The 20649-nt window shown below is 64.2% G+C and carries 13 protein-coding genes and 1 pseudogene; 7 read left to right on the forward strand and 7 right to left on the reverse strand.

Features of this window, described 5'->3' with window-relative positions; genetic code table 11:
- Positions 1-201 (reverse strand): annotated as a pseudogene (locus LHL23_RS22245) (universal stress protein); the annotation flags it as partial.
- Entirely contained in the window at positions 198-1154 is a 957-nt protein-coding gene (locus LHL23_RS22250; protein ID WP_226431594.1) for a LysR family transcriptional regulator, read from the reverse strand. The pseudogene LHL23_RS22245 and the gene LHL23_RS22250, both read right to left, overlap by 4 nt.
- Positions 1155-1321: 167 nt before the next feature.
- Between LHL23_RS22250 and LHL23_RS22255 the strand changes: the two genes are divergently transcribed.
- The 4 genes from LHL23_RS22255 (at position 1322) to LHL23_RS22270 (ending at position 6637) form a co-directional block, all read left to right on the forward strand.
- Positions 1322-2332: a TAXI family TRAP transporter solute-binding subunit gene (locus LHL23_RS22255; RefSeq protein WP_222482551.1), complete on the forward strand. Its 1011-nt coding sequence runs from the start codon at positions 1322-1324 to the stop codon at positions 2330-2332.
- A 100-nt stretch (positions 2333-2432) separates the two neighbouring features.
- Complete coding sequence (locus LHL23_RS22260) at positions 2433-4649, forward strand: TRAP transporter permease (RefSeq protein ID WP_222482552.1); 2217 nt, start codon at positions 2433-2435, stop codon at positions 4647-4649.
- A gap of 5 nt (positions 4650-4654) precedes the next feature.
- Positions 4655-5890 (forward strand): NAD(P)/FAD-dependent oxidoreductase, encoded by a 1236-nt coding sequence (locus tag LHL23_RS22265; protein WP_226431595.1) that lies wholly within the window; start codon positions 4655-4657, stop codon positions 5888-5890.
- Positions 5891-5911: 21 nt separating this feature from the next.
- Complete coding sequence (locus LHL23_RS22270) at positions 5912-6637, forward strand: aspartate/glutamate racemase family protein (RefSeq protein ID WP_226431596.1); 726 nt, start codon at positions 5912-5914, stop codon at positions 6635-6637.
- Between the two features lie 107 nt (positions 6638-6744).
- Here the strand turns inward: LHL23_RS22270 and LHL23_RS22275 are convergent, their stop codons facing one another.
- The gene (locus LHL23_RS22275; protein ID WP_222482569.1) at positions 6745-7428 is read right to left on the reverse strand and encodes a GntR family transcriptional regulator; all 684 of its coding nucleotides are present in this window, start codon (positions 7426-7428) and stop codon (positions 6745-6747) included.
- Positions 7429-7600: 172 nt separating this feature from the next.
- On the opposite strand from LHL23_RS22275, the gene LHL23_RS22280 reads away from it, so the two are divergent.
- Together LHL23_RS22280 and LHL23_RS22285 are read left to right on the forward strand one after the other, a co-directional pair.
- Positions 7601-8929 carry an adenylate/guanylate cyclase domain-containing protein gene (locus LHL23_RS22280; protein WP_226431597.1) on the forward strand — a complete coding sequence of 443 codons (1329 nt, stop codon included), beginning with the start codon at positions 7601-7603 and terminating at the stop codon, positions 8927-8929.
- Positions 8930-9151: 222 nt separating this feature from the next.
- Positions 9152-10381 (forward strand): NAD(P)-binding domain-containing protein, encoded by a 1230-nt coding sequence (locus tag LHL23_RS22285; RefSeq protein ID WP_226431598.1) that lies wholly within the window; start codon positions 9152-9154, stop codon positions 10379-10381.
- Positions 10382-10388: 7 nt separating this feature from the next.
- Here the strand turns inward: LHL23_RS22285 and LHL23_RS22290 are convergent, their stop codons facing one another.
- Entirely contained in the window at positions 10389-12230 is a 1842-nt protein-coding gene (locus LHL23_RS22290) for a BTAD domain-containing putative transcriptional regulator (protein WP_226431599.1), read from the reverse strand.
- Between the two features lie 524 nt (positions 12231-12754).
- Here LHL23_RS22290 and LHL23_RS22295 point away from each other — a divergent pair.
- On the forward strand, positions 12755-14368 hold the full coding sequence (locus LHL23_RS22295) for a thiamine pyrophosphate-binding protein (protein WP_226431600.1): 1614 nt from the start codon (positions 12755-12757) through the stop codon (positions 14366-14368).
- Between the two features lie 35 nt (positions 14369-14403).
- Here LHL23_RS22295 and LHL23_RS22300 read toward each other — a convergent pair whose 3' ends face one another.
- Genes LHL23_RS22300 through LHL23_RS22310 form a run of 3 tightly spaced genes read right to left on the reverse strand, consistent with a single transcriptional unit; the run spans position 14404 to position 20565 of the window.
- Positions 14404-15429 carry an adenylate/guanylate cyclase domain-containing protein gene (locus LHL23_RS22300; protein ID WP_226431601.1) on the reverse strand — a complete coding sequence of 342 codons (1026 nt, stop codon included), beginning with the start codon at positions 15427-15429 and terminating at the stop codon, positions 14404-14406.
- Positions 15422-15757 (reverse strand): Hpt domain-containing protein, encoded by a 336-nt coding sequence (locus LHL23_RS22305; RefSeq protein ID WP_226431602.1) that lies wholly within the window; start codon positions 15755-15757, stop codon positions 15422-15424. The genes LHL23_RS22300 and LHL23_RS22305 overlap by 8 nt, the downstream gene beginning before the upstream one ends.
- On the reverse strand, positions 15754-20565 hold the full coding sequence (locus LHL23_RS22310) for a GAF domain-containing protein (RefSeq protein ID WP_226431603.1): 4812 nt from the start codon (positions 20563-20565) through the stop codon (positions 15754-15756). Before LHL23_RS22310 ends, LHL23_RS22305 begins: the two co-directional genes overlap by 4 nt.
- Positions 20566-20649 lie beyond the last annotated feature (84 nt).

Raw genomic sequence — 20649 nt, forward strand, 5'->3', positions numbered from 1 at the left:
AAGGCTGCTGTCCCAGGCCAGGAAGATGCGGCTGTAGCTGCCGAAGGGCGCGCCGTTCACGATCACCGGAACCGGCGACTGGAACAGCAGGCCGTGCAGCGCTTCGCGGAACACCGCCTCGTGGTCCCTGAGGCCATCGGCGAACTGCGCGATATCGCAGGACTTCGCCCGCTGGGCGCAGAGCAGCCGGATGTCGGTCACTGGTCCGGTGCGGAGGGGAAATACTCCGGCCGGGCGCCTGCCTTGGCGAGCAGATCCATCACCTCGTTTTTCCAGCCGTCCTTGATCTGCAGCGCAAGCTGCGACAGCGGGCGGAACACCGGGGAGATGATGGTGTATTCGTAGCGGAAGCCGCCTTCCATCTGGCGGAAGACCACACGGCCGCCAGTGCTATCGACCTCGTGCTCGGTCACCGCGGTCAGCGGGTCCACGACCGACAGGCAGCGCCCGGCGCTGATGAAGGGCATCATCGGCAGGAAGAACTGGCTGTCGAGGACGACGTTCGGCGTGCCGCCGGCCCGGCGCAGTTCAGCCACGGTTTTCTGGTGGGTGATATGGGTGCTTTGCAGCAGCCCCAGCGGCACGTTGTCGAGATCCTTCCAGGCGATCACCTGTTTTTGTGCCAAGGGGTGGTCCTGCGGGATGGCGCAGAAGCAATCGGCGGCAATGGTCTCCTGCCGGAAGGTCTGCGCCGAAGCCTCGCGGCCGATCATGTCGGCAAAGCCGAAGTCGAAGCCCTGGGTGGCGGCCAGTTCGCGGATCTGCGGCGAGGTCCGCGACGACAGCGAGATGCGGATGCGGGGATTGCTGCCGGTGAAGCGGCTGATGTAGCGCGGAAAAAGGAAGGTGGACGGCCCCGGCATCGAGGCCACGTTCAGGCTGCCGCTTTGGCCGGCAGTCAGGCTTTTCATGGTGCCCGCGACACTGCTGAGCCGGTCCAGAATGTCGCTGGTTTCGGCGTGCAGATAGTGCGCCTCGGGCACCGGCACCAACTGGCGGCCGCGCCGTTCGAACAGCTTGAGCCCCAGCGAGTCCTCCAGCGACCGGATCGCCAGGCTGACGGCGGGCTGGGTCCGGCCCAGTTTTTCGGCGGCGGCAGAGAGCGAGGCGGCCTCCATCACCGCGCGGAAGGCGGTCATTTGGGACAGATTCATGCGCAAACCCCCTGTCTTTGCTGCGGCCGGGCCGGGCGTTCGTCATACATAAGCAAAACTTTGGAAAACTGAAAATATTAAAATTTGTTTTTATCACATCTCTGGCTCATCCTTTTGCAACAGCATTCCCCGGGACCAAACCCGGGCCAGACCAACAGGAGAGTAAGATGACCATGATGACACGGCTGAGCGGGGCAATCCTGGCAGCGTCGCTGGTGGCGGGCGCCGCCGCGGCCCAAAGCCCGACCTTTTTCCGCATCGGCACCGGCAGCGCCGGCGGCACCTATTTCCCGATCGGCGGCACCATTGCCAACGGCATTTCCGCGCCTCCCGGCTCGCGCCCCTGCGACGAGGGCGGCCAGTGCGGCGTGCCGGGGCTGATCGCCATCGCGCAGTCCACCACCGCGTCGGTGTTCAACAACACCGCGGTGCAGAACGGCGAGCTGGAGGCCGGCATGGCCGCGGCGGATGTCACCCGCTCGATGTACTTGGGCGAGGGCAAGTTCGACGGCAAGCCGCATGAGAAGCTGCGCATCGTTGCCAACCTCTATCCGGAAGACCTGCACCTGGTGCTGCCCAAGGGCCAGTCGCTGAATGACCTTGGCGATCTTGCGGGCAAGCGTGTGGGCATTGCGCAGGCGGGCTCCGGCACCCAGGTTGCGGTGCTGCAGATGCTGGACGCCTGGGGCGTGACCCGCGACAACATGGACGAGGCCGAGCTGAACAACAGCCAGTCGGCGGAGCGCCTGGCCGACGGGCAGCTTGACGGCTATTTCTACGCCGCAGGGTGGCCGGTGTCGGCGATGGTCCAGCTGGCCACCACCAAGGGCATGGAGCTGCACAGCTTCACCGACGAGGACCTGGCCAAGATCAACGAGATCATCCCGGCCTACATCCCGTCGAAAATCCCCGCCAATGTTTATGACGGCGTGGATTACGAAGTGAAGACCCCGGCTGTTTCGGCGCTGCTGGTTGTCTCCTCCGACCTGCCGGACGAACTGGTCTACGGCATAACCCAGGCGATGTGGAACAAGAACACCCGCAACCTGCTGGACAACGGCCATGCCAAGGGCAAGCAGATCACGCTGGAGACCGCGCTGGACGGGATCGGGTCGCTGGGCGTGCCGCTGCATCCCGGTGCCGAGAAGTTCTACAAGGAAGCCGGGCTTCTGAACTGATCCGGCCTCTCTCCCCCGGATCAAACCCAGCGGGCGGCGTACCAACGCGGGCACGCCGCCCGGATTGTCTTTCACGTTACTCAGAGCAGGAAGGTACGCTATGAGCGACGCGCCTCAGCAGACCCCCCCCGAACTCACGGCCGAGGAACTGGCCGCGATCGAGAAGAAATACGACGAAGGCGCCGCCACGCGCGAGGTTTCCACCCGGTTCAGCGCCTTCCTGCGCTATGTCGCGCTGGCCTTTGCCGCCTATCACTATCTTACGGCCGGCTTTGCACTGCCGCCGGACTACTGGCACATGGGCTGGCACCTGTCGGGGCTGTTCATCCTGATCTATGCGCTGTTCCCGCATCTGAAGAGCAAGACCGCCTTTGACCTGAAAACAGGCGCCTTCCACCTGGGCGGGGTGCCGTTCCTGGATGTGCTGCTGATGGTGCTGGGCACCGCCTCGGCGCTCTATCTCGGCTTTGCCTGGCACGGCATCCCGATGCTGGGCATCGAAGAGCAGACCTTCCGGATGGGCAACCCCAACAGCTATGACATGGTGTTCGGCTGCATCCTGATTGTGCTGGTGCTGGACATCGCCCGGCGCACGCTGGGCTGGATCCTGCCGCTGATCATCTGCGTGTTCATCGCCTATGCGCTGTTCGGGCCGGTGTTTCCGGGCATCCTGCAGCATCCGGGCGTCAAGTTCCGCACCTTCGTGTCGTCGATGTATTTCCCGCAGGAAGGCATCTTCGGGGTGACGCTGTGGGTGGTGTCGACCATCGTCTTCCACTTCGTGCTGTTCGGCGTCATCGCGCAGCGCACCGGGCTGGGGCAGCTGTTCATCGACAACGCCACCATCCTGGCGGGCCGCTACACCGGCGGGCCGGCCAAGGTCTCGGTGGTGTCCTCTGCCTTTTTCGGCACCATTTCCGGCTCCTCGGTGGCCAACACCGTCTCTACCGGCGCGCTGACCATCCCCAACATGAAACGGCTGGGCTACCCGGGCCATTTCGCGGGCGGGGTTGAGGCGGCGGCCTCAGCCGGGGGGCAGATCACCCCGCCGATCATGGGGGCCGCGGCCTTCATCATGGCGGAATTCTTGGAGGTGCCCTACACCACCATCGTGATCGCGGCGATCTTCCCGGCGCTGCTGCATTACACCGGCGTCTTTGCCGTGGTGCATCTGATGGCGCGCCGCCTGGGCCTGAAGGGCATGTCCAAGGACATGCTGCCCAAGCTGGGCGCGGTCTGGCGCGACGGCTGGGCCAACCTGGTGCCGCTGGTCGGCCTGCTGACGGTGCTGTTCTCCGGCTACACGCCCTATATGTCCGCCTTCTGCGGCATCTCGCTGGCGCTGATTGCAGGCATGAGCCGGATGAAGGCGCCGCTGACCCTGGCCTATCCGGCCGCCTTCATTGCCTTTGTGCTGTGGAAATACGCCGGCGGCGGTTTCGATCTGCCAATGTCGCTGTTGCTGATGGGCGGCGCGGTGCTGGCCTGTTTCAACCCGCAGGAGCGCACCACCATGCCGGAGATGGCGGACACGCTGGAGACCGGTGTCAAATACGCGTTGGCGGTCGGCGCGGCCTCGGCGGCGGTCGGCATCGTGATCGGGGTGATCAACACCACCGGCGTCGGTTTCCGCATCGGCTTCATGGTGACGCAGGCGGCGGCCAACCTGGGCGGCGATCTGCACGGGCTGTTCAGCATCGGCAGCTTCGAGCTGTTCAGCGTCGAGGACCTGACCCTGTTCATCAGCCTGGTCTTCATCGCCATCGCCTGCATCCTGATGGGGGCCGGGGTGCCGACCACGGCGCTGTACATCATGCTGGTGTCGGTGGCGCAGCCCGCGCTGGCGCAGCTCGGCATTCCGCCGATCGCCAGCCACATGTTCGTGCTCTACTACGGGGTGGTGGCGGAGATCACGCCGCCGGTCTGCACCTCGGCCTATGCGGCGGCGGCGATTGCCAACTCCAACCCGTTCCGCACCGGCCTGTCGGCGTTCTCGCTGGGGCTGGGCAAGGTGGTGGCGCCAATGGCCTTCGTCTATGCGCCGGTGCTGCTGTTCGTCTCTTCGACCGGCTTCGACTTTGTCGAGTTCACCTACACAGCGGCGAGCTGCATCGCCGGGGTGGTGGCGCTGTCGGCGGCGGTTGTCGGCTACTGGCTGGCCCCGATGGGCATGGTGTTCCGCATCCTGCTGGCGCTGGCCGGGCTGATCTTCATCGCGCCGTCGCTGCAGGCGGATCTGGCGGCGCTGGCGGTTGCCAGCCCCGCCATTATCAGCCAGCTGCTGCACGCGCGGCAGGCCAAGGCGGAGGCGGCCTGAGCACCATGAATGATCAAGTCACGATCCTGGGCGCCGGTGCAGTCGGTCTTTGCACCGCGCTCTCCCTGGCCGGGCGCGGTGTGCCGGTGCGGCTCATCGACCGCGGCGAACCGGGGCAGGAAACCTCCTCGGGCAACGCGGGGGTGATCTCGCCCTGGTCCTTCATCCCGCAGTCGCTGCCGGGGATCTGGAAGAAGCTGCCGGACCTGATGTTCGGCGCCTATCAGCCGCTGAGCGTAAGGGCCGGCTACTGGCCGCGGATGGTGCCCTGGGGGCTTTCGTTCCTGCGCAACAGCTCGGCGCAGCGGGTGCAGGAGATCGCGGACGCGATGGAGCCGCTGTGCATGCCCTCGGTGGATCTGTACCGGCGGCACCTGGAGGGCACCGGGCAGGAGCATCTGGTGCAGGACTGCGCCTATGTGCATGCCTACCGGAAGGACGGTAGGGATCTGTTGCAGGCGATCGACTACCGCATCCGGGCCGACAAGGGCGCCCGGCTGGAGCTGGTCGGGCAGGACGAGCTGCGGCGCATCGAGCCGGCCCTGTCGCCCGGCTTCAAGTCGGCGGTGCTGATCCACGGCCAGGCGCGGGCGCTGTCGCCGGGGCAGATCATGGCGGCGCTGGCGGCAAAGGCGGAGCGGCTGGGCATCGAGATCCTGCAGGCGCCGGTTGACGGGCTGCGGCGCGGCGAGGACGGCTGGCGGATCATCTGCGGCACGCAGACCTACGCGGCACGGCGGGTGGTGGTTGCCATGGGGGCCTGGTCGGCGGAGCTGCTGAAGACGCTGGGCATTGCGGTGCCGCTGGCCAGCGAGCGCGGCTATCACATCGAGTTTCCCGAAGCGGGCATCGAATTGAACAATTCGGTCATGGATACGGATGCGAAATTCGTCGCCAGCTCGATGACGGGCGGGCTGCGGGTGGCCGGGCAGGCGGAGTTCGCAGCAATCGACGCGCCGCAGGACAGCCGCAAGCAGGCGCGGATGCAGGCGCAGGCCAAGGCGGCGTTTCCCGATCTGGTGACCGCGGCGCCGAAATTCTGGATGGGCCGCCGCCCGTCGTTTCCCGACACGCTGCCGATGATCGGCGAATTCGGCGGCCACGCGGGGCTTTACGCGGGTTTCGGCCATTCCCACTACGGGCTGATGATGGCTCCCAAGACCGGGGAGCTGCTGGCCGACATGCTGACCGGGCGGACCCCGAACATCGATTGCGGCCCCTATGCCACCGGGCGCTTCTGAAAACAGAAAGGACATTTGGAGATGACCTCACCGTCGGATACTGCCCCCCTCGGCCTTTTGTGCCTGGACACTCATTTCGCCAAGCCGCCGGGCCATATCCGCTGCACCGGCAGCCTGCCGTTCCCGGTGCGCAAGGCGGTGGTCAAGGGCACCACCATCGCCGAGCTGCTGGAGCGCCCCAGCCTGGAGTTCTTTGCGCCGTTCCTCGACGCCGCGCGGGAGCTGGAGCAGGCCGGCTGCGCCGCGATCACCGGCAGCTGCGGGTTCATGGCGCTGTACCAGCGGGAACTGGCGGAACAGGTGTCCATTCCGGTGTTTTCCTCCAGCCTGATCCAGATCCCGCTGATGCACCAGATGGCCGGGCGGCGGGGCAGGGTGGGGGTGATCACCGCCCGCGCCTCGGCGCTGACGCCCGCGCATTTTGCGGCGGTCGGGGCAGGGGAGACCCCGGTGGCGGTCATCGGGATGGAGGACAAGCCGGAGTTTTCGGAGGTCATCCTGCAGAACAAGCGGACCCAGATTGACGAGGAGAAGCTGACCGCGGAGCTGGCGGCGGCCGGGCGCCAGATGCTGGAAGTGGCGCCGGATGTGACGTCGGTCGTGCTGGAATGCACCGATCTGCCGCCTTATGCGCATGCGCTGCAGGCTGCTATCGGGCTGCCGGTAGCGGACCTGACGACCCTGGCCACGATGGTGCACGAGATCACCGCGCGGGGCGCCTATGAAGGGCGGGTGCAGTACGACTAGACCGGCGCTCCCTGTGGGCGCCGGGAAGCCGGCCCCGGTTGCCCATGCTTTCGCGGCGCCGCGCAGGGCGGGGTTTTTGAAGCTGCCGAATGCAGCGCCCGGCAAGGTCAAAGATGCGTTGTCATCTTGTAGCCCGGGGCGAAATACAGCTTGGCCAGAGTGACGGGTTTGCCGCGCAGCCAGGTGATCCGCTCCGCAGTGAAAACCGGGTCTCCGGCCTGTGCGTCAAGAAACTCAGCCACGGTCTGATCCGCTTTGGTGGCCAGGAAACTCAGTTCCAGGTTTGTGAAGGGCACCTTTTGCACCAGCCAGTCATTCGGGCCGGACTGGGAGAAATCTGCGTCCAGAACCTCGGGGATGCTTTCCGGGACAATCCAGCGCACTTCGTACTGGAAGGGGGCGGTGTCCGCGTAGTGCATGCACCTGAGATGCAGCACCTCCTGGCCCTGGGGGATGCGCAGCCGGGCCGACAGCCATGCCGGCGCGGGCATCACATTTCTTTCCACCAGCGAATAGCGGTAGGCCGAGCCGGTCTCGGCAACCTCGTCCCGGACCAGAGGGATGACAAACTGGGCCTTTCTGATCGGGGCGTTCAGAACTCTGGTTCCTGCTTTGCGCTTCCGTTCCAGAAAGCCTTCCTCGGCAAGCTCCCTCAGCGCCCGGTTCACGGTTGTGCGGGTGCTCGAAAACTCTTCGGCCAGGTCGGTCTCGCTTGGCAGCAGGCTGTCTGGAGCCCAGATCCGGTTTTGAATCCTGTCGAGGACCACCTGCTTGATATCGCGGTAGCTCATGTTTTCCCGGGGTCCCGCCATGCTGCCTGCTGCTCCAATAAAATGCGTTAACGCTAATATATATACACATAAGGAGGCGAAGGAAACCCGGGTGCGGCGGGGCGGCTGCCCGGCGTGCCCCGCCGCGTTGCGGCCACTTGACCGCCTTGATGCAGCACGCGATCTTGGGGGAGTGAAACGGCCTCGAACCAAATATGCAAAGGCGGGCGATATTCACATTGCCTATCAGGTCTTTGGCAAAGGCCCGATTGACCTGCTTTGGGCGCAGGGCTGGGCCACCCATATCGAGTACGCCTGGGAAAGCCCGGATTACGCGCGTTTCCTGACCCAGATCAGCCGGTTCGCCCGGGTGATCTTTTTCGACAAGCGCGGTGTCGGCATGTCGGACAGGGACGTCGGATACCCCACGCTCGAAGAGCGTTCGCAGGACATCAATGCGGTGCTGGATGCGGTTGGGGCCGAAAGGGTGGCGATTTTCGGAATGTCCGAGGGCGGCGCAATCTCCAGCGTCTTTGCCGCCACCTATCCCGAACGCGTCAGCCATTTGATCTACTTCGGCTGCCGGGCGCGTTACAAATGGGCGCCGGATTACCCGCAGGGGCTGAAACCCGATGCGGTGGCGGCCGCCCTGGAGCATTTCGCCAACTATGCCGATGGCCACCTGCTGGGAATTGACGGCGCGCCGAGCATTGCCGGCGACCCGGCGGCGCAACGCTGGCTCGACACCTATTTCCGCTATGCCGCAAGCCCCCGTGCCCTGCGGAAACTTTCGGAAATGAATTACAATATCGATATCCGCGGCGTGCTTTCCTCCATCCGGGCGCCGACGCTGGTGCTGCACCGCGAAAACGAGAACTGGTGCGATCTGAACAACGCGAAGTATCTGGCCGAGCATATCCGCGGCGCGGAGCTGCATGTGTTGCCGGGCGAGGACCACATCGCCTGGTACGGCGATCAGGACCGGCTGGTTTCGGAAATCCGCACCTTTGTGACGGGCGAAGCGGTAACGGCCCCAACCGAGCGGACCCTGCTGACGCTCGTGTTCCTTGATCTGGTGGGGTCGACGGAACAGATTGCGCGGATGGGCGACGCGCGCTGGCGCAGCGTGCTGGAGCAACTCGATCACACCGTGCAGCACCGCGTCGCCGCATATGGCGGCACACAGGTCAAACACACGGGCGACGGGTATCTGCTGTCGTTCCGGGGACCGACCAGCGCGCTGGAATGCGCGCTGACCCTGCGGCAGGATGTGCAAGGATTGGGGCTGAAAAGCCGCATCGGCGTGCACACGGGAGAATGCGAGATCCGGGAACAGGACCTGAGCGGCTTGGCCGTGCATGTCGCCGCACGGCTCTTGGAGGAAGCCGCACCCGATGAAATCCTGACATCGCAGACGGTCAAGGACCTGACGCTTGGATCAGAGCACGGCTTTGTCAGCTTGGACCACCGAAAACTCCGGGGGACGCCCGGGGACTGGGCGCTTTTTTCTCTCAGCGGTTGATGCCGCAGGAGACGTCTTCTGCGGGCAGGCACAGGCCGCGCTGGCACAGGCCGCGCGCACCGTCGGGGTGTCGGAACCGCAATGGAAAGGAAATCAGCAGCTGTGTATCCGGTGCGTCAAATTGACGAATAATAGACGCCTGGGAAACGGGTCTGCTGACAGGCAAATGACGCCGCCGCCCGACTATCGGGGGCATCTGCAATGCCCGATAGGAGAAAAGTCATGAAACACGTCAACACTGTCATCATCGGCGGCGGCCAGGCCGGATTGGCGATGGGGCGCTGCCTGTTCGAACATGGCATCGATTATGTCATCCTGGAACGCGGGCGGATCGGCGAGAGGTGGCACAGCGAGCGCTGGGACTCTCTGAAACTGCTGACCCCGAACTGGCAAAGCCGCCTGCCGCACGGGGCCTATGACGGCGGCGAGCCGGATGCCTTTATGTCGGTGCCGGATTTCATCGAGCGGCTGGAGCGTTATGCCCGCTCGTATGATGCCTGCATCGAGCGCGGCACAACTGTTACGGCGGTGCAGCGCATGGAGGGCCGCAAGTTCCGGGTTGCGACGGACCGCGGGGAGTGGTGCGCGCGGAACGTCGTGGTTGCAACCGGATTCTGCGACACGCCGCGCGTTCCCGATTTCGCCGAGAACCTGCCGGATGACGTCGTGCAAATCGTTCCGCCGGAATACCGGAACCCGTCGCAGGTGCCTGAAGGGCATGTGCTGGTTGTCGGCGCCTCGGCGACCGGCCTGCAAATCGCCGAAGAGCTTCTTGGGGCCGGGCGCTCCGTTACGGTCTCGGTTGGAACCCATATCCGGGTGCCGCGGCGGTACCGCGGGCGCGACATCCTGTATTGGATGGATGCGACCGGCGGGTTTGCCGCCGCAGCAGATCCCGCCGATGAACGCGGCAACCCGCCGCCGCAGCTGGTGGGGTCCGCCGAGAACCGCGACTTGGATCTATCTACGGTGCAGAAGCTGGGCGCGCGCCTGGCCGGCCGCACGGCAGGTGTCGAGGACGGCCGGGTCCTGTTTGCCGATACGCTGCGCCAAAGCGTGGAGAAAGCAGACAGGATGATGTTCGAACTGCTTGGAAAAATCGATGGGTTCATCGAGGCCAAAGGGTATGACGCACCGCCGGCCGAAGCCGGCGAAGTCCAGCCTGTGCCGATCCCCGATGCCCCCGCCGAGCTGCCTGTTGGAACAGGCGGTGTCCGCGCCGTTGTCTGGGCAACCGGCTATCAGAGAAAGTATCCCTGGCTGAAAATCCCCGTGCTGGATGAACGCGGAGAGATTTCGCACAAGGAGGGCATCAGCCCTGTTGCCGGCCTTTATGTCCTTGGAATGCGTTTTCAGAAACGCAAGTATTCCAACCTGATTGACGGCGTCGGCCGCGATGCCGAAGACCTTGCCGGGTATATCGCCAAAAGGACCCGGGCGATCGCCGCATAACCTGCGCTCAAACCCGGTCCAGCATGTTCAGCGCGCCGAGGAGCAAATCGCGGTCCTCGGCGCGTTCGAGCGGAAAACCCTGCGCCGTTTCGACCGGATCCAGTTGCGCTCCCGAGGCGCGGACGGCGGCCCTGGCGCGGTCCTGGTCTTCTTTCGACCCTGTCTTGGCACTGGACGCCAGAAGATAGACCAGATCATCGGCCCGCTTGCGGCTGATGCGGTCGAGGACATTCAGTGTCTCTTCAAACCGCTGCTGGTGAAACAGCGCCCGGGCCAGGTGGCTCCAGTAGCGTTCCGGATGATAGGGGTTCAGCCGCATTGATTTGCGAACCCATTCTTCGCCGGAAACCGGCTCGCCCGCAAAAGTGAGAATCTCGCCCATCGCGCACAGTGAGCGGTCGTCGTTGGGGTTCAGAAACAAGGCGCGCTCCTGATGCCATAGCGCCCGGCGGACATTGCCTCTGGTCAAATGGTTCTGAGCCAGAACCCGGTGGCACTCGCTTTCATTCTCGTCCAGTTCCAGCCCGTGTTCGGCCGCCGCCTGCGACTGATCCACCAGTATCGCAGGGTCATCCAGCTTGTGAACGATCGCCTGGCCCAAGCCGCAGGCCAGCCAGGCATGGGCCAGCGCATAGTCCGGGTCCTTGCTGATCGCCAGCCTGAACAAATCGAGGCACTTCCGGCAATCGGCAGCTGTGAACAAGTGGTGATGATACTTGCCTCTCAGCAGGATATCGTATGCTTCCAGACGCTGCGGATCCAAGCCGCGCGATTGCATCAGGCGGGCGCTTTCCACCCGCCCCACAAGCGTCGAAACAACCGTCGAAACGATCTCGGTCTGGACCTCGAAGACATCGCCCATCTGGCGGTTGTACTGTTCTGCCCAGAGTGCGGTGCCGCGTTCGCTGCTCAAAAGCTGCACGCTTATCCGCACCGCGTCGCCTGAGCGGCGCACGCTGCCCCGGACCAGGAAGGACGCCCCCAGGGCAGCGGCGACTTCATCTTCGGGGGTTGCCCGGCCGCGATACCGGAAAGACGAAGGCCGGGCGATAAGCTCCAGTTCGCTGAAGCGGGACAAGGCCGTTGTCAGATCCTCGGTGATGCCATCCGAGAAGTACAAATCGCTTTCGTCTGAGAGGTTTTCGAACGGCAGAACCGCGACAACGGGTTTGCCTGCTGAATTGGCTGCCCCGGACTGGGCGGGGGTCCCCGGCAATGGCGATAGCGCGGACCTGGAAATCGCGTCGAACACGGCCCGTGTTTCCGGGCCGGGAGTTGTATCGAGGTCCCGCTGCAAGGCCTCAGTGCATAATTTGAACTGGCGCATGGCCTCCGACCGGCGGCCTTGGCGGTCAAGCAGTTCCATCAACGCGCGGTGCGCCATTTCGCAACACGGGTCTATTGCAAGCTTGCGTCTGAGGACGGTCTCAGCCTCGGCATCGGCCCCTTGCGCAACCAGTTTGGCGGCCAAACGGTCGATCACGCTGCACGCTATCGAGCGCAACTCCTCCCGCGTGTCGCGCACCCAGGCCTCGAATTCCCCGGCCTGAACATGAAAGGAGTCAAGGAAGTCTCCCCGGTACAGCGCAAGCGCTTCCTTCAGTGCGGGAATGTCGTGGCAATCCTTGCTGCGAACCAATGCAGAAACATCCGCTGCGCACAGCGACGTGTCCAGCCGCAGCGTGTCGCCGTCACTGCGGACGGCGGGGCCGATCACCCGTCTGATTTGCGACAGCGCTTGCCTCAGGTTGTGGCGCGCACGCTCGTCGCCCATATTGCCCCACAGCAAGGCGGCAACACGTTCGCGCGCGGCCGGGCGGCCGTTTTCCATGGCGAGAAAGGCGAGCAAGGCCTGCGATTTTTTGGCGAGCCCTGAAACCGCGCCATCGGATAGCCGGACTTCACTTCCTCCGAAGAACAGCAAAAATACCTGGTTGCCCATCTTCTAAATATACCGGCTGGGCAGCTTTTGACCAGCGAGCCAGTTTTACGGGGGGAACAGTTCACGGCGGAAGGGAGAATTGCGAAGGGGCAATCCGGCCCCTTGATCAAGGCCGGCTCCGGGCCGAAACGGATCGGCAAGGACCTTGCAAGTTAACGTTTGAGGCTTGAGGTGCCGGTGATCCAGCCGCAGGCGAGCTGGCGGCCGGGGGCGGCCTTGGACACCGCCGGTGGCCCCTGTTGAACTGTGAGTTGGTCGGTTGAATCCATCTGAGGCCGCCCGCTTGCGAAAATCACGCGCCCTATAGCGAAGTGATGCGGACTTCACCGGCAGAATCTCATTGGAGCGCTCTGTTTTGCGCACACTCCGCGCGGGTGAGCGGATACCAATAGCATGAAGCGCAGATGAAGAGACAGCCGGGGAGCCGCAACATGTACGTTTACCAATCCATCGCCCAATCCCTCTTCGATCATGGGCAGGGCACGATGTTCGGGCTGATGGGCGATGCGAACCTGTTCATGGTCGACCATTATGTGCGCGAGGGCGGCGGCACCTTTGTGCCGGTGGCCTATGAAGGCAGCGCGGTTCTGATGGCGCTTGCTTACGGCCGGGTGGCAGGCCGGGTCGGTGTGGCCACCGTGACCCACGGGCCGGCGCTGACAAACTGCGTCACCGCGTTGACCGAAGGCGCGCGCGGCCATGTGCCGCTGGTGCTTCTGGCCGGTGACACCCCGGTGTCAAACCCGCACAATCTGCAGAATATCGACCAGCGCGAGACGGTGAAGGTGACTGGGGCGGGCTTCGAGCAGATGCGGTCGCCGGAGACGGCCTCGTATGACGTGGCCCATGCGTTCTACCGCGCCCAGGTCGAGAAACGGCCCATCGTGCTGAACATGCCTGCCGATTTCATGTGGCAGGAGGTTGAGCACGTGCCCCATGTCTTTCCCGCCTTCAATGCCCCCGCATATGTCCCTGCGGGCGATGACCTGGACGAGGCGGTGGGCATGATTGCCAGCGCCAAGCGCCCGATTATCCTGGCGGGCATCGGCGCCAAGGATTCGGTTCCGCAGATAATCGAACTGGCCGACCGGCTCGAGGCGCCGCTGGCCACTACGCTCAAGGCGAAGGGGATGTTCAGCGGCCACCCCTATAATATCGACATCTTCGGAACGCTTTCGACGCCTGCCGCCTACGAGGCGATCGACAAGGCCGATTGCGTGGTCGCGTTCGGCACAAGCCTGCACCAGTTCACCACCGACAAGGGGGCGCTGATGCAGGGAAAGCGGGTGGTGCAGATCAACGACACGGTCACCGAGGTCTCGAAAAACTACCACCCCGACGCGGCGCTCGTGGCCGATGCCGGGCTGACCGCCAAGAATATCGTCTGGTGGCTGGACGAGGCCGAGATCCCCGGCAGCGGGTTCACAGCCGAGCTGGACATGGAGGTGCTGACCGCGCATCCCAAGGGCAACCCTGACAAGGCAAAGCCCGGATACGTCAATTTCGAATATGCGCTCGACCGGCTGGAGGAGGCCCTGCCCAAGGACCGCTTTCTCACCACCGATGGCGGGCGTTTCATGACCGAGGTCTGGTGCCGTTTGTCGGTGCCCGACGCCGAAAGCTTCATCGCGACAACCAATTTCGGCTCGATTGGGCTGGGCCTGCAGGTTGCCATCGGTGCGGGATTTGCCGTGCCCGGCCGCCCCGTTGTCCTGTTCACCGGCGATGGCGGCTTCATGATGGGCGGGATCAACGAGTTCAACACCGCTGTCCGGATGAAACAGGACCTGATCGTGATCGTGGCGAACGACAGCGCCTATGGCGCCGAGCATATCCAATTCCTCGACCGCAAGATGGACCCGGGCCTGTCAATGTTCGACTGGCCCTCCTTTGCGGGCATTGCAACCGCGCTTGGCGGCCAGGGGGTGCAGGTCAATTCTGCGGATGACCTGGAAACCGCGATCCAGGCGATTGCAACCCGGGACGGCCCGCTGCTGATCGAGCTGCGCCTGGACCCGAACGACGTGCCGCGAATGAGGCTGTAACCTTCTGGCGGCAGGGGCGGTTCAGTGCCGGCGGATCACAGCGCAAAGATATCCTGCGGCTCGGAAAAGCCCTTGAACGCCACCTGCTGAATTCGCTCTGCCGCGGCGGGATCACGCAGGCTGTTCCGGGTCTGCCGGTCGATCAGGATCCTGCGCCCGGCGGCCTTGGTGTGCGCTTCCAGCCGGGCTGCCAGGTTCACGGTCTTGCCGACGCAGGTGTAGGCGGCCCGCTCGTCCGTGCCGGCATAGCCTGCCACCACTTCGCCGGTGGCGATGCCGGCCCCCAGCCGGATTTCCGGCGCGCCCGCCGCGCGCTGCTCCTGGTTCAGAACCGTGATCATGCTGAACATTTCCCCGGCCGCCGCCACCGCGCTTTGCGCCGGGTTTTCCAGCGGCTGCGGCGCGCCGAACAGCGCCATCAGCCCGTCGCCGATCATCAGGTTCACGATGCCGCCGTTGCTGCTGACGGCGTCGAACATCAGCGTGTAGTAGGTGTTCAGCAGTTCGATGGTGGCCTCTGGCGGCAGGTCTTCGGACAATGCCGTGAAATCGCGGATGTCGCAGAACAGAACCGATGCAGTGAGCCGCTTGCCGCCAATGGCAAAGCCGGAGTTCTGCAGGTCCAGTGCCACCTCGTGGGTTGCAAACCGGTCCAGCAGCCGCTTCTGCTCATCCCGCAAGCGCTTCTTTTCCAGGCTCGAGCTGAGCCGGGCGCCAAGCAGAACCTGGTTCACGGGTTTTGGCAGGTAGTCCTCCGCGCCCAATTCGATGCAGCGCACGATATTGTCCAGCCCTTCCAGAGAGGAGGTGACGATGACCGGCATATCGCGCAGCTCCGGGGCCGCCTTGATCGCCGCCAGCACTTCGAAACCGTCCATCTCGGGCATTTCGATGTCCAGCAGGATCAGGTCAAAGGTTTCGGCCCTGAGCCGCTCCATCGCGACCTTGCCGTTTTCCGCGGCCTCGGCGCGGTGCCCCAGCAGCTCGACATTGCGCGCCAGCAGCAGCCGGTTGACCTTGTTGTCGTCCACAATCAGCACATGCCCCAGCGCGTCAGCCATCCAGCAGCCCCCGCAGCGCGGCATCCGCGCGGGTGTATTCCCTATCCAGCGCGGCAAGATCCGGTGCCGGGCCGCCAAGCCCGGACAGTTCCATCCGCCGTGCCAGTGCCGCCAGCGCAGTGGCGCCGAAGGTGTTTGCGTTGGACTTGAGCGAATGCGCGGCGCGGCGGAAACCGTCGCCATCGCCGGCCGCCGCCGCCTGTTTCAGCTGTGCGATCATGCCCGGCGCCTCTTCCAGAAAGGTGGCGGCCAGTTCTGCCGCGAAATCCGCGCCGGTCGCGGCCTGCAGCTCTGCAAAGACAGCGGGGTCCAGGGGGCTGGCGCTCATGGCGTCTCCTTTCCGCGCGGGTGAATGCCTTCCAGCGCCTCGATCAGCCGTTCGACGCGGATGGGTTTTGCAATGTAGCCGTCCATGCCCGCTTCGAGGCACATCTCCCGGTCGCCTTGCATCGCATTTGCGGTCATCGCGATGATCGCGGGCCTGCCGTCCTGCGGATATGCGCCGGTGATCCGCCGCGAGGCTTCCAGCCCGTCCATTTCAGGCATCTGCACATCCATCAGCACCACATCGTAGACCTGGCGTGCCACGCTTTCCAGCGCCTCGATCCCGTTGCTGGCAAGGTCGGCGCGGTAGCCCATCTGCTCCAGCAGCCGGACCGCCAGCTTCTGGTTCACCAGATTGTCCTCTGCCAGCAGGATCCGCAGCGGGTGGCGCGCGGCCATTTCCGGATCGGCCGCCGGTTTGCCGCCCGTGCCGGCCCTTGCCGCGGGTACAGCTGCCGGCGCAAACAGCCCGGCCAGCGTATCGAACAGCTGGGACTGGCGCAGCGGCTTGGCCAGGCAGGCCGCAAACAGCCCTTCCTCTTCCCCCGGGCCGCGTTCGCCAAGGCTGCTGAACAGCACCAGCGGCAGGTTCTTGTTCCGCTCTCTGATCCGGTGTGCCAGCGCCGCCCCGTCCGTTCCGGGCATGTGCATGTCCAGGATCGCCAAGTCGAACCCGCCATCCTCCGCCAGCACCTCCAGCGCCGCATCGGCCGAGGCCACGGCGGTTGTCTGCGTCCCCCACTTGCGGGTCTGGGCCGTCAGGATCTTGCGATTGGTTTCGTTGTCATCCACCATCAGGATCCGCTTGCCGGCCAGTTCCGGCTGCGGGCCCAGCAGGCTGCGGGCCGCCGGTTTCGGCAGCGCGGCCGGTTCCGCCAGGATGGTGAAGCTGAACACAGATCCCCGGCCCGGCCCCTCGCTGGCTGCCTGCATCGTGCCGCCCATCAGCTCTGCCAGCCGTTTCGAAATCGCCAGCCCCAGCCCGGTGCCGCCGTATTTGCGCGTGGTTGAGGAATCCGCCTGGCTGAAGGACTGGAACAGGCGGCTCATCCCGTCCGCGGACAGGCCGATGCCGGTATCGCGGACCTCGAAATGCAGCTTTACCCGGCCATCTGCAGGCGGGTCCGACCTTACCGACAGCACCACCTCGCCGGTGTCGGTGAACTTGACCGCGTTGGACAGAAGGTTGAGCAGGATCTGCCGCAGCCGGGTCAGGTCGGCGCTGATGGCAGGCGGCACGCTGTCGTCCATGATATAGGCAACATCCAGCTGCTTTTTCGCAGCCCGCCCGCTGATCAGGTCCAGGGCGGTTTCGATGCAGCCGCGCAGATCGAAAGGGTGCGCCTCGATGGCCATCTGGCCCGCCTCGATCTTGGAAAAATCGAGGATTTCGTTGATGATCCCCAGCAGCGCGTCGCCGCTGTCGCGGATGGTGCGGGCATAGTCGGCCTGCTCACCGTTCAGTTCGGTGTCCATCAGCAGCCCGCTCATGCCGATCACCGCGTTCATCGGGGTGCGGATTTCGTGGCTCATCGTGGCCAGGAACGCGCTTTTGGCCTCATTCGCTTTCTCTGCCGCGGCGCGGGCCTCCTGCACCTCCTGGAACAGGCGGACGTTGCCGATGGCGATCACCGCCTGGTCGGCAAAGGATTCCGCCATTGCAATTTCATCCCGGGAGAACGCCCGCGCCGCTTTGCGGATGAATCCCAGGCCGCCGATGCACGCCCCGTCCCGCAGCAAGGGCAGCATCAAGGAGGAGCGGAAGCCGCTGGCGTGATAAATCCGCCGGTCCATCGGAGGAAGCTCAACCTGTGACCAGTCGGGAATGTGCAGGATTTTCTTGCCGGTATAGGACTGCGACGGAAAGTTCTGTGCCGGGTCGACGGGATGCCGGGTCTGGCTGATTTCAGTTTCCACACCGGCAGGCGTTGCGACCGCCGTCTGCCAGAACTCCTTGCCATCGCATTCGGTCACAATCGCCAGGTCGCAGGAAATCAGCGAGATCGCCAGGCGCACGATCTCGTCGAACACCGGCTTGGTGTCGGTCGGCGATTTGCTGATCACCCGCAGCACATCGGCACTGGCCGTCTGCCGCGCCAGGGCCGACTGGGTCTCGTTGAACATGCGCGTGTTCTGAATGGCGATCACCGCCTGGTCGCAGAAACTCTCTGCCAGCCGTATCTGTTCGCCGGTGAAGGCGCGTTTGCTGTCTGCACGCGAAAACGCCAGCACCCCGACGCAATCGCCGTCGCGCAGCAGCGGCAGGTACAGGCAGGACTGCAGGCCGAATTTTTCCACTGTTGCGACTTCATGCGGCGGCAGCTCCGTTTCGGCGAAGTCCGGAATATGCACCATCTTCCCGGTTGCAAAGACCCGGCTCGGGAAATTGAGCTTTGGATCAATCGGAACCGGATCGGGGTTCAAAGTGTCCATCGGCCCGGTCTTGCGCATCCCCGCGGCAGGGGTGAAATGATCCCCGTCCCTGATCAGCACCGCCGCCCCGTCGCAGTCCAGCAGCCGCACCCCTGCCTCTGCAATTGCCAGGAATACCGGTTTTGCGTCCTCCTGGGCGCTGCTGATCACCCGCAGGATATCGGCGCTGGCGGTTTGGCGGACCAGCGCATTCTGCAAATCCGTGAACAGCCGCGCATTGCTCAGCGCAATCACCGCCTGCGCCGCGAAAGTCTCGAACAGCGCGATCTGTTTCGGGCTGAAGGCATTCCTGCGGACATGGGCCAGGGTGATCACGCCAAGGGGCTTGCCGTCCTTGATCAGCGGCACCCCGAGGCTGGACAGGAACCCGCCCTTGCGCGCCTGCTCCCGCCAGCCGTAGTCGGGATCGGCCTCGATGTCGGGAATATAGGTCGTCCGGCCGGTCAGGGCTGCCCGCCCGGTCGTCGTCGCCCGTCCCGGCAGAAATTGCTGCTGCGCCAGGATCTCCTCGAAGATTTCATTGGCATTGTGGGTCACCGCCACCTCATAGGCGCCGGTGTCTTGGTTCAGCAGCGCCACATAGGCGACCTCGGGGCGGCAAATCCGCACCGCGACCTTCAGCACCGCCTGCAGAACCGGCTCCAGTTCATTCGGCGAGCGCGAGATCACGCTCAGCACCTCCGATGTTGCGGTCTGGTACTCCAGCGCCTCGCTCAGCTCTGCCGTGCGCGCCTGCACTTCTTCGAACAGCCGCGTGTTGCTGATTGCGATCACCGCCTGCGAGGCAAAGGTCTCCAGCAGGCCGATCTGCCTTTGCGAAAAGGCCTGCGGCTGGCTGTGCGCCATCACGATCACCCCCAGGACAATGCCGTCCTTGATCAGCGGCACCCCCAGCGTGCTTCTGAAATTGCCGATCCCGGCCGCTTCCTTCCAGGTGTAGCTGTCGTCGCTCAGCGTATCGGCGATATAGACCGTCTGAGCGGTCAACGCCGTGCGGCCGATACAGCTGCCTTTGCCCGGTGCGATCGGGTTGTCCTCAAGGTAGCGGAGAAACCGCGGCCGCACATTGTGGGACTGGCTGATCCGGTACAGCCCGTCTGCCGCGTCCAGCATGGCAAAGAACGCATATTCAGGGTCGCACAGGCGGGAGGCCACCTGGAGAATGGAGGCCAGCACCGGCTCCAACTCGTTCGGGGAGCGCGAGATCACGCTCAGCACCTCTGACGTTGCGGTCTGGTATTCCAGCGCCTCGCTCAGCTCTGCCGTACGCGCCTGCACCTCTTCGAACAGCCGCGTGTTGCTGATCGCGATCACCGCCTGCGCCGCAAAGGTTTCCAAAAGGCTGATTTGCTTCTCCGTGAAAGCTCCGGGCTGTTCGTGGCCAAGGGTTATGACACCCGCCACGACACCATCCTTGATCAGCGGCACCCCCAGCGCCGACCGGAAATTTCCCTGCTTGGCGGCGGCTTTCCATTTGAACTCCGCGTCGGCCTCGGTGTCCCTGATATACACTGTTTCCTGCAGCAGCGCCGTTCGCCCCGTGCAGCTGCCGGTCTCTGGCTCAAACGCTTGCTCCGCAAGGAACCGGCGGAACTCCGGCGTCATGCCATGCGCTGCTGCGATCCGGTATTTGCCGTCGGGATCCAGCAATGTCGCATAGGCCGTCTGCGGTTTGCAGATGTCTGAGGCTACTTTCAGAATGACGTCGAGCACCGGCCGGATCTCATTGGGCGAGCGGGAGATCACACCCAGCACCTCAGACGTCGCGGTTTGATGCGTCAGCGCTTCCTGAGTGTCTCTGAACAGCCGCGCATTGCCGATGGCGATGCTGGCCTGTTCAGCAAAGGTTTCCAGCAGGCTGATGTCGGTTGCCAGTGCAGCCCTTCCCGTTGGCCAGCCTAGAACAAGAACGCCCCAAATGCCGGGTCCAGCCTTTACCGGAACGGCAACCATCTCCTTGTAGCCGAATTGCCGCGCCGTTTTGTGATCCGAATACTCCGGCGCCTGGGCATCGGTCAGATGAACAGTGCGGCCCGTGCGGATAACCGGCCCGGTAATGGAACCGGCAGCCGGCGGCGCCGGGTAATGCGCCAGGTAGCCGTCCATGAACGCCTGTGTGAAGCCATGGCTTGCGCAGTGATGGATCATGCCGCTGCTGCAGCGCCACAGCATGCAGAACCGTGCACCGCACAACTCGGCGGCGCTTTTCACAATGGTGTCGAAAACCGGCTGAATGTCTTCCCGCGACTGTCCGATGACCTTCAGGATTTCGGAGGTGGCGGCAAACCGCGCTTTTTCCTGCGCCAGCTGCTGCTCAAGCGCTTTTACAGCATCTGCAGGAGTGATCTGCGGCTCTGATTGCGTTTTGCCGTATCCCATCAAATAGCAAAATCCGGTTGCCGGCAGCCCGGTGCCAATTCAGGATTCTGCCTATGGCTGATCTCAAACCATAACGGATTTTCG

The organism is Leisingera sp. McT4-56 (assembly GCF_020514995.1).
GTDB classification, from domain to species: Bacteria; Pseudomonadota; Alphaproteobacteria; order Rhodobacterales; family Rhodobacteraceae; genus Leisingera; species Leisingera aquaemixtae_A.

Bases quoted from the DNA above. Each gene is read 5' to 3' on its own strand.
- LHL23_RS22310 (WP_226431603.1), bottom strand. From the start codon at position 20,565: ATGGGATACGGCAAAACGCAATCAGAGCCGCAGATCACTCCTGCAGAT.
- LHL23_RS22300 (WP_226431601.1), bottom strand. From the start codon at position 15,429: ATGGCTGACGCGCTGGGGCATGTGCTGATTGTGGACGACAACAAGGTC.
- LHL23_RS22270 (WP_226431596.1), top strand. From the start codon at position 5,912: ATGACCTCACCGTCGGATACTGCCCCCCTCGGCCTTTTGTGCCTGGAC.
- LHL23_RS22250 (WP_226431594.1), bottom strand. From the start codon at position 1,154: ATGAATCTGTCCCAAATGACCGCCTTCCGCGCGGTGATGGAGGCCGCC.
- LHL23_RS22275 (WP_222482569.1), bottom strand. From the start codon at position 7,428: ATGAGCTACCGCGATATCAAGCAGGTGGTCCTCGACAGGATTCAAAAC.
- LHL23_RS22305 (WP_226431602.1), bottom strand. From the start codon at position 15,757: ATGAGCGCCAGCCCCCTGGACCCCGCTGTCTTTGCAGAGCTGCAGGCC.
- LHL23_RS22255 (WP_222482551.1), top strand. From the start codon at position 1,322: ATGACCATGATGACACGGCTGAGCGGGGCAATCCTGGCAGCGTCGCTG.
- LHL23_RS22265 (WP_226431595.1), top strand. From the start codon at position 4,655: ATGAATGATCAAGTCACGATCCTGGGCGCCGGTGCAGTCGGTCTTTGC.
- LHL23_RS22260 (WP_222482552.1), top strand. From the start codon at position 2,433: ATGAGCGACGCGCCTCAGCAGACCCCCCCCGAACTCACGGCCGAGGAA.
- LHL23_RS22295 (WP_226431600.1), top strand. From the start codon at position 12,755: ATGTACGTTTACCAATCCATCGCCCAATCCCTCTTCGATCATGGGCAG.
- LHL23_RS22285 (WP_226431598.1), top strand. From the start codon at position 9,152: ATGAAACACGTCAACACTGTCATCATCGGCGGCGGCCAGGCCGGATTG.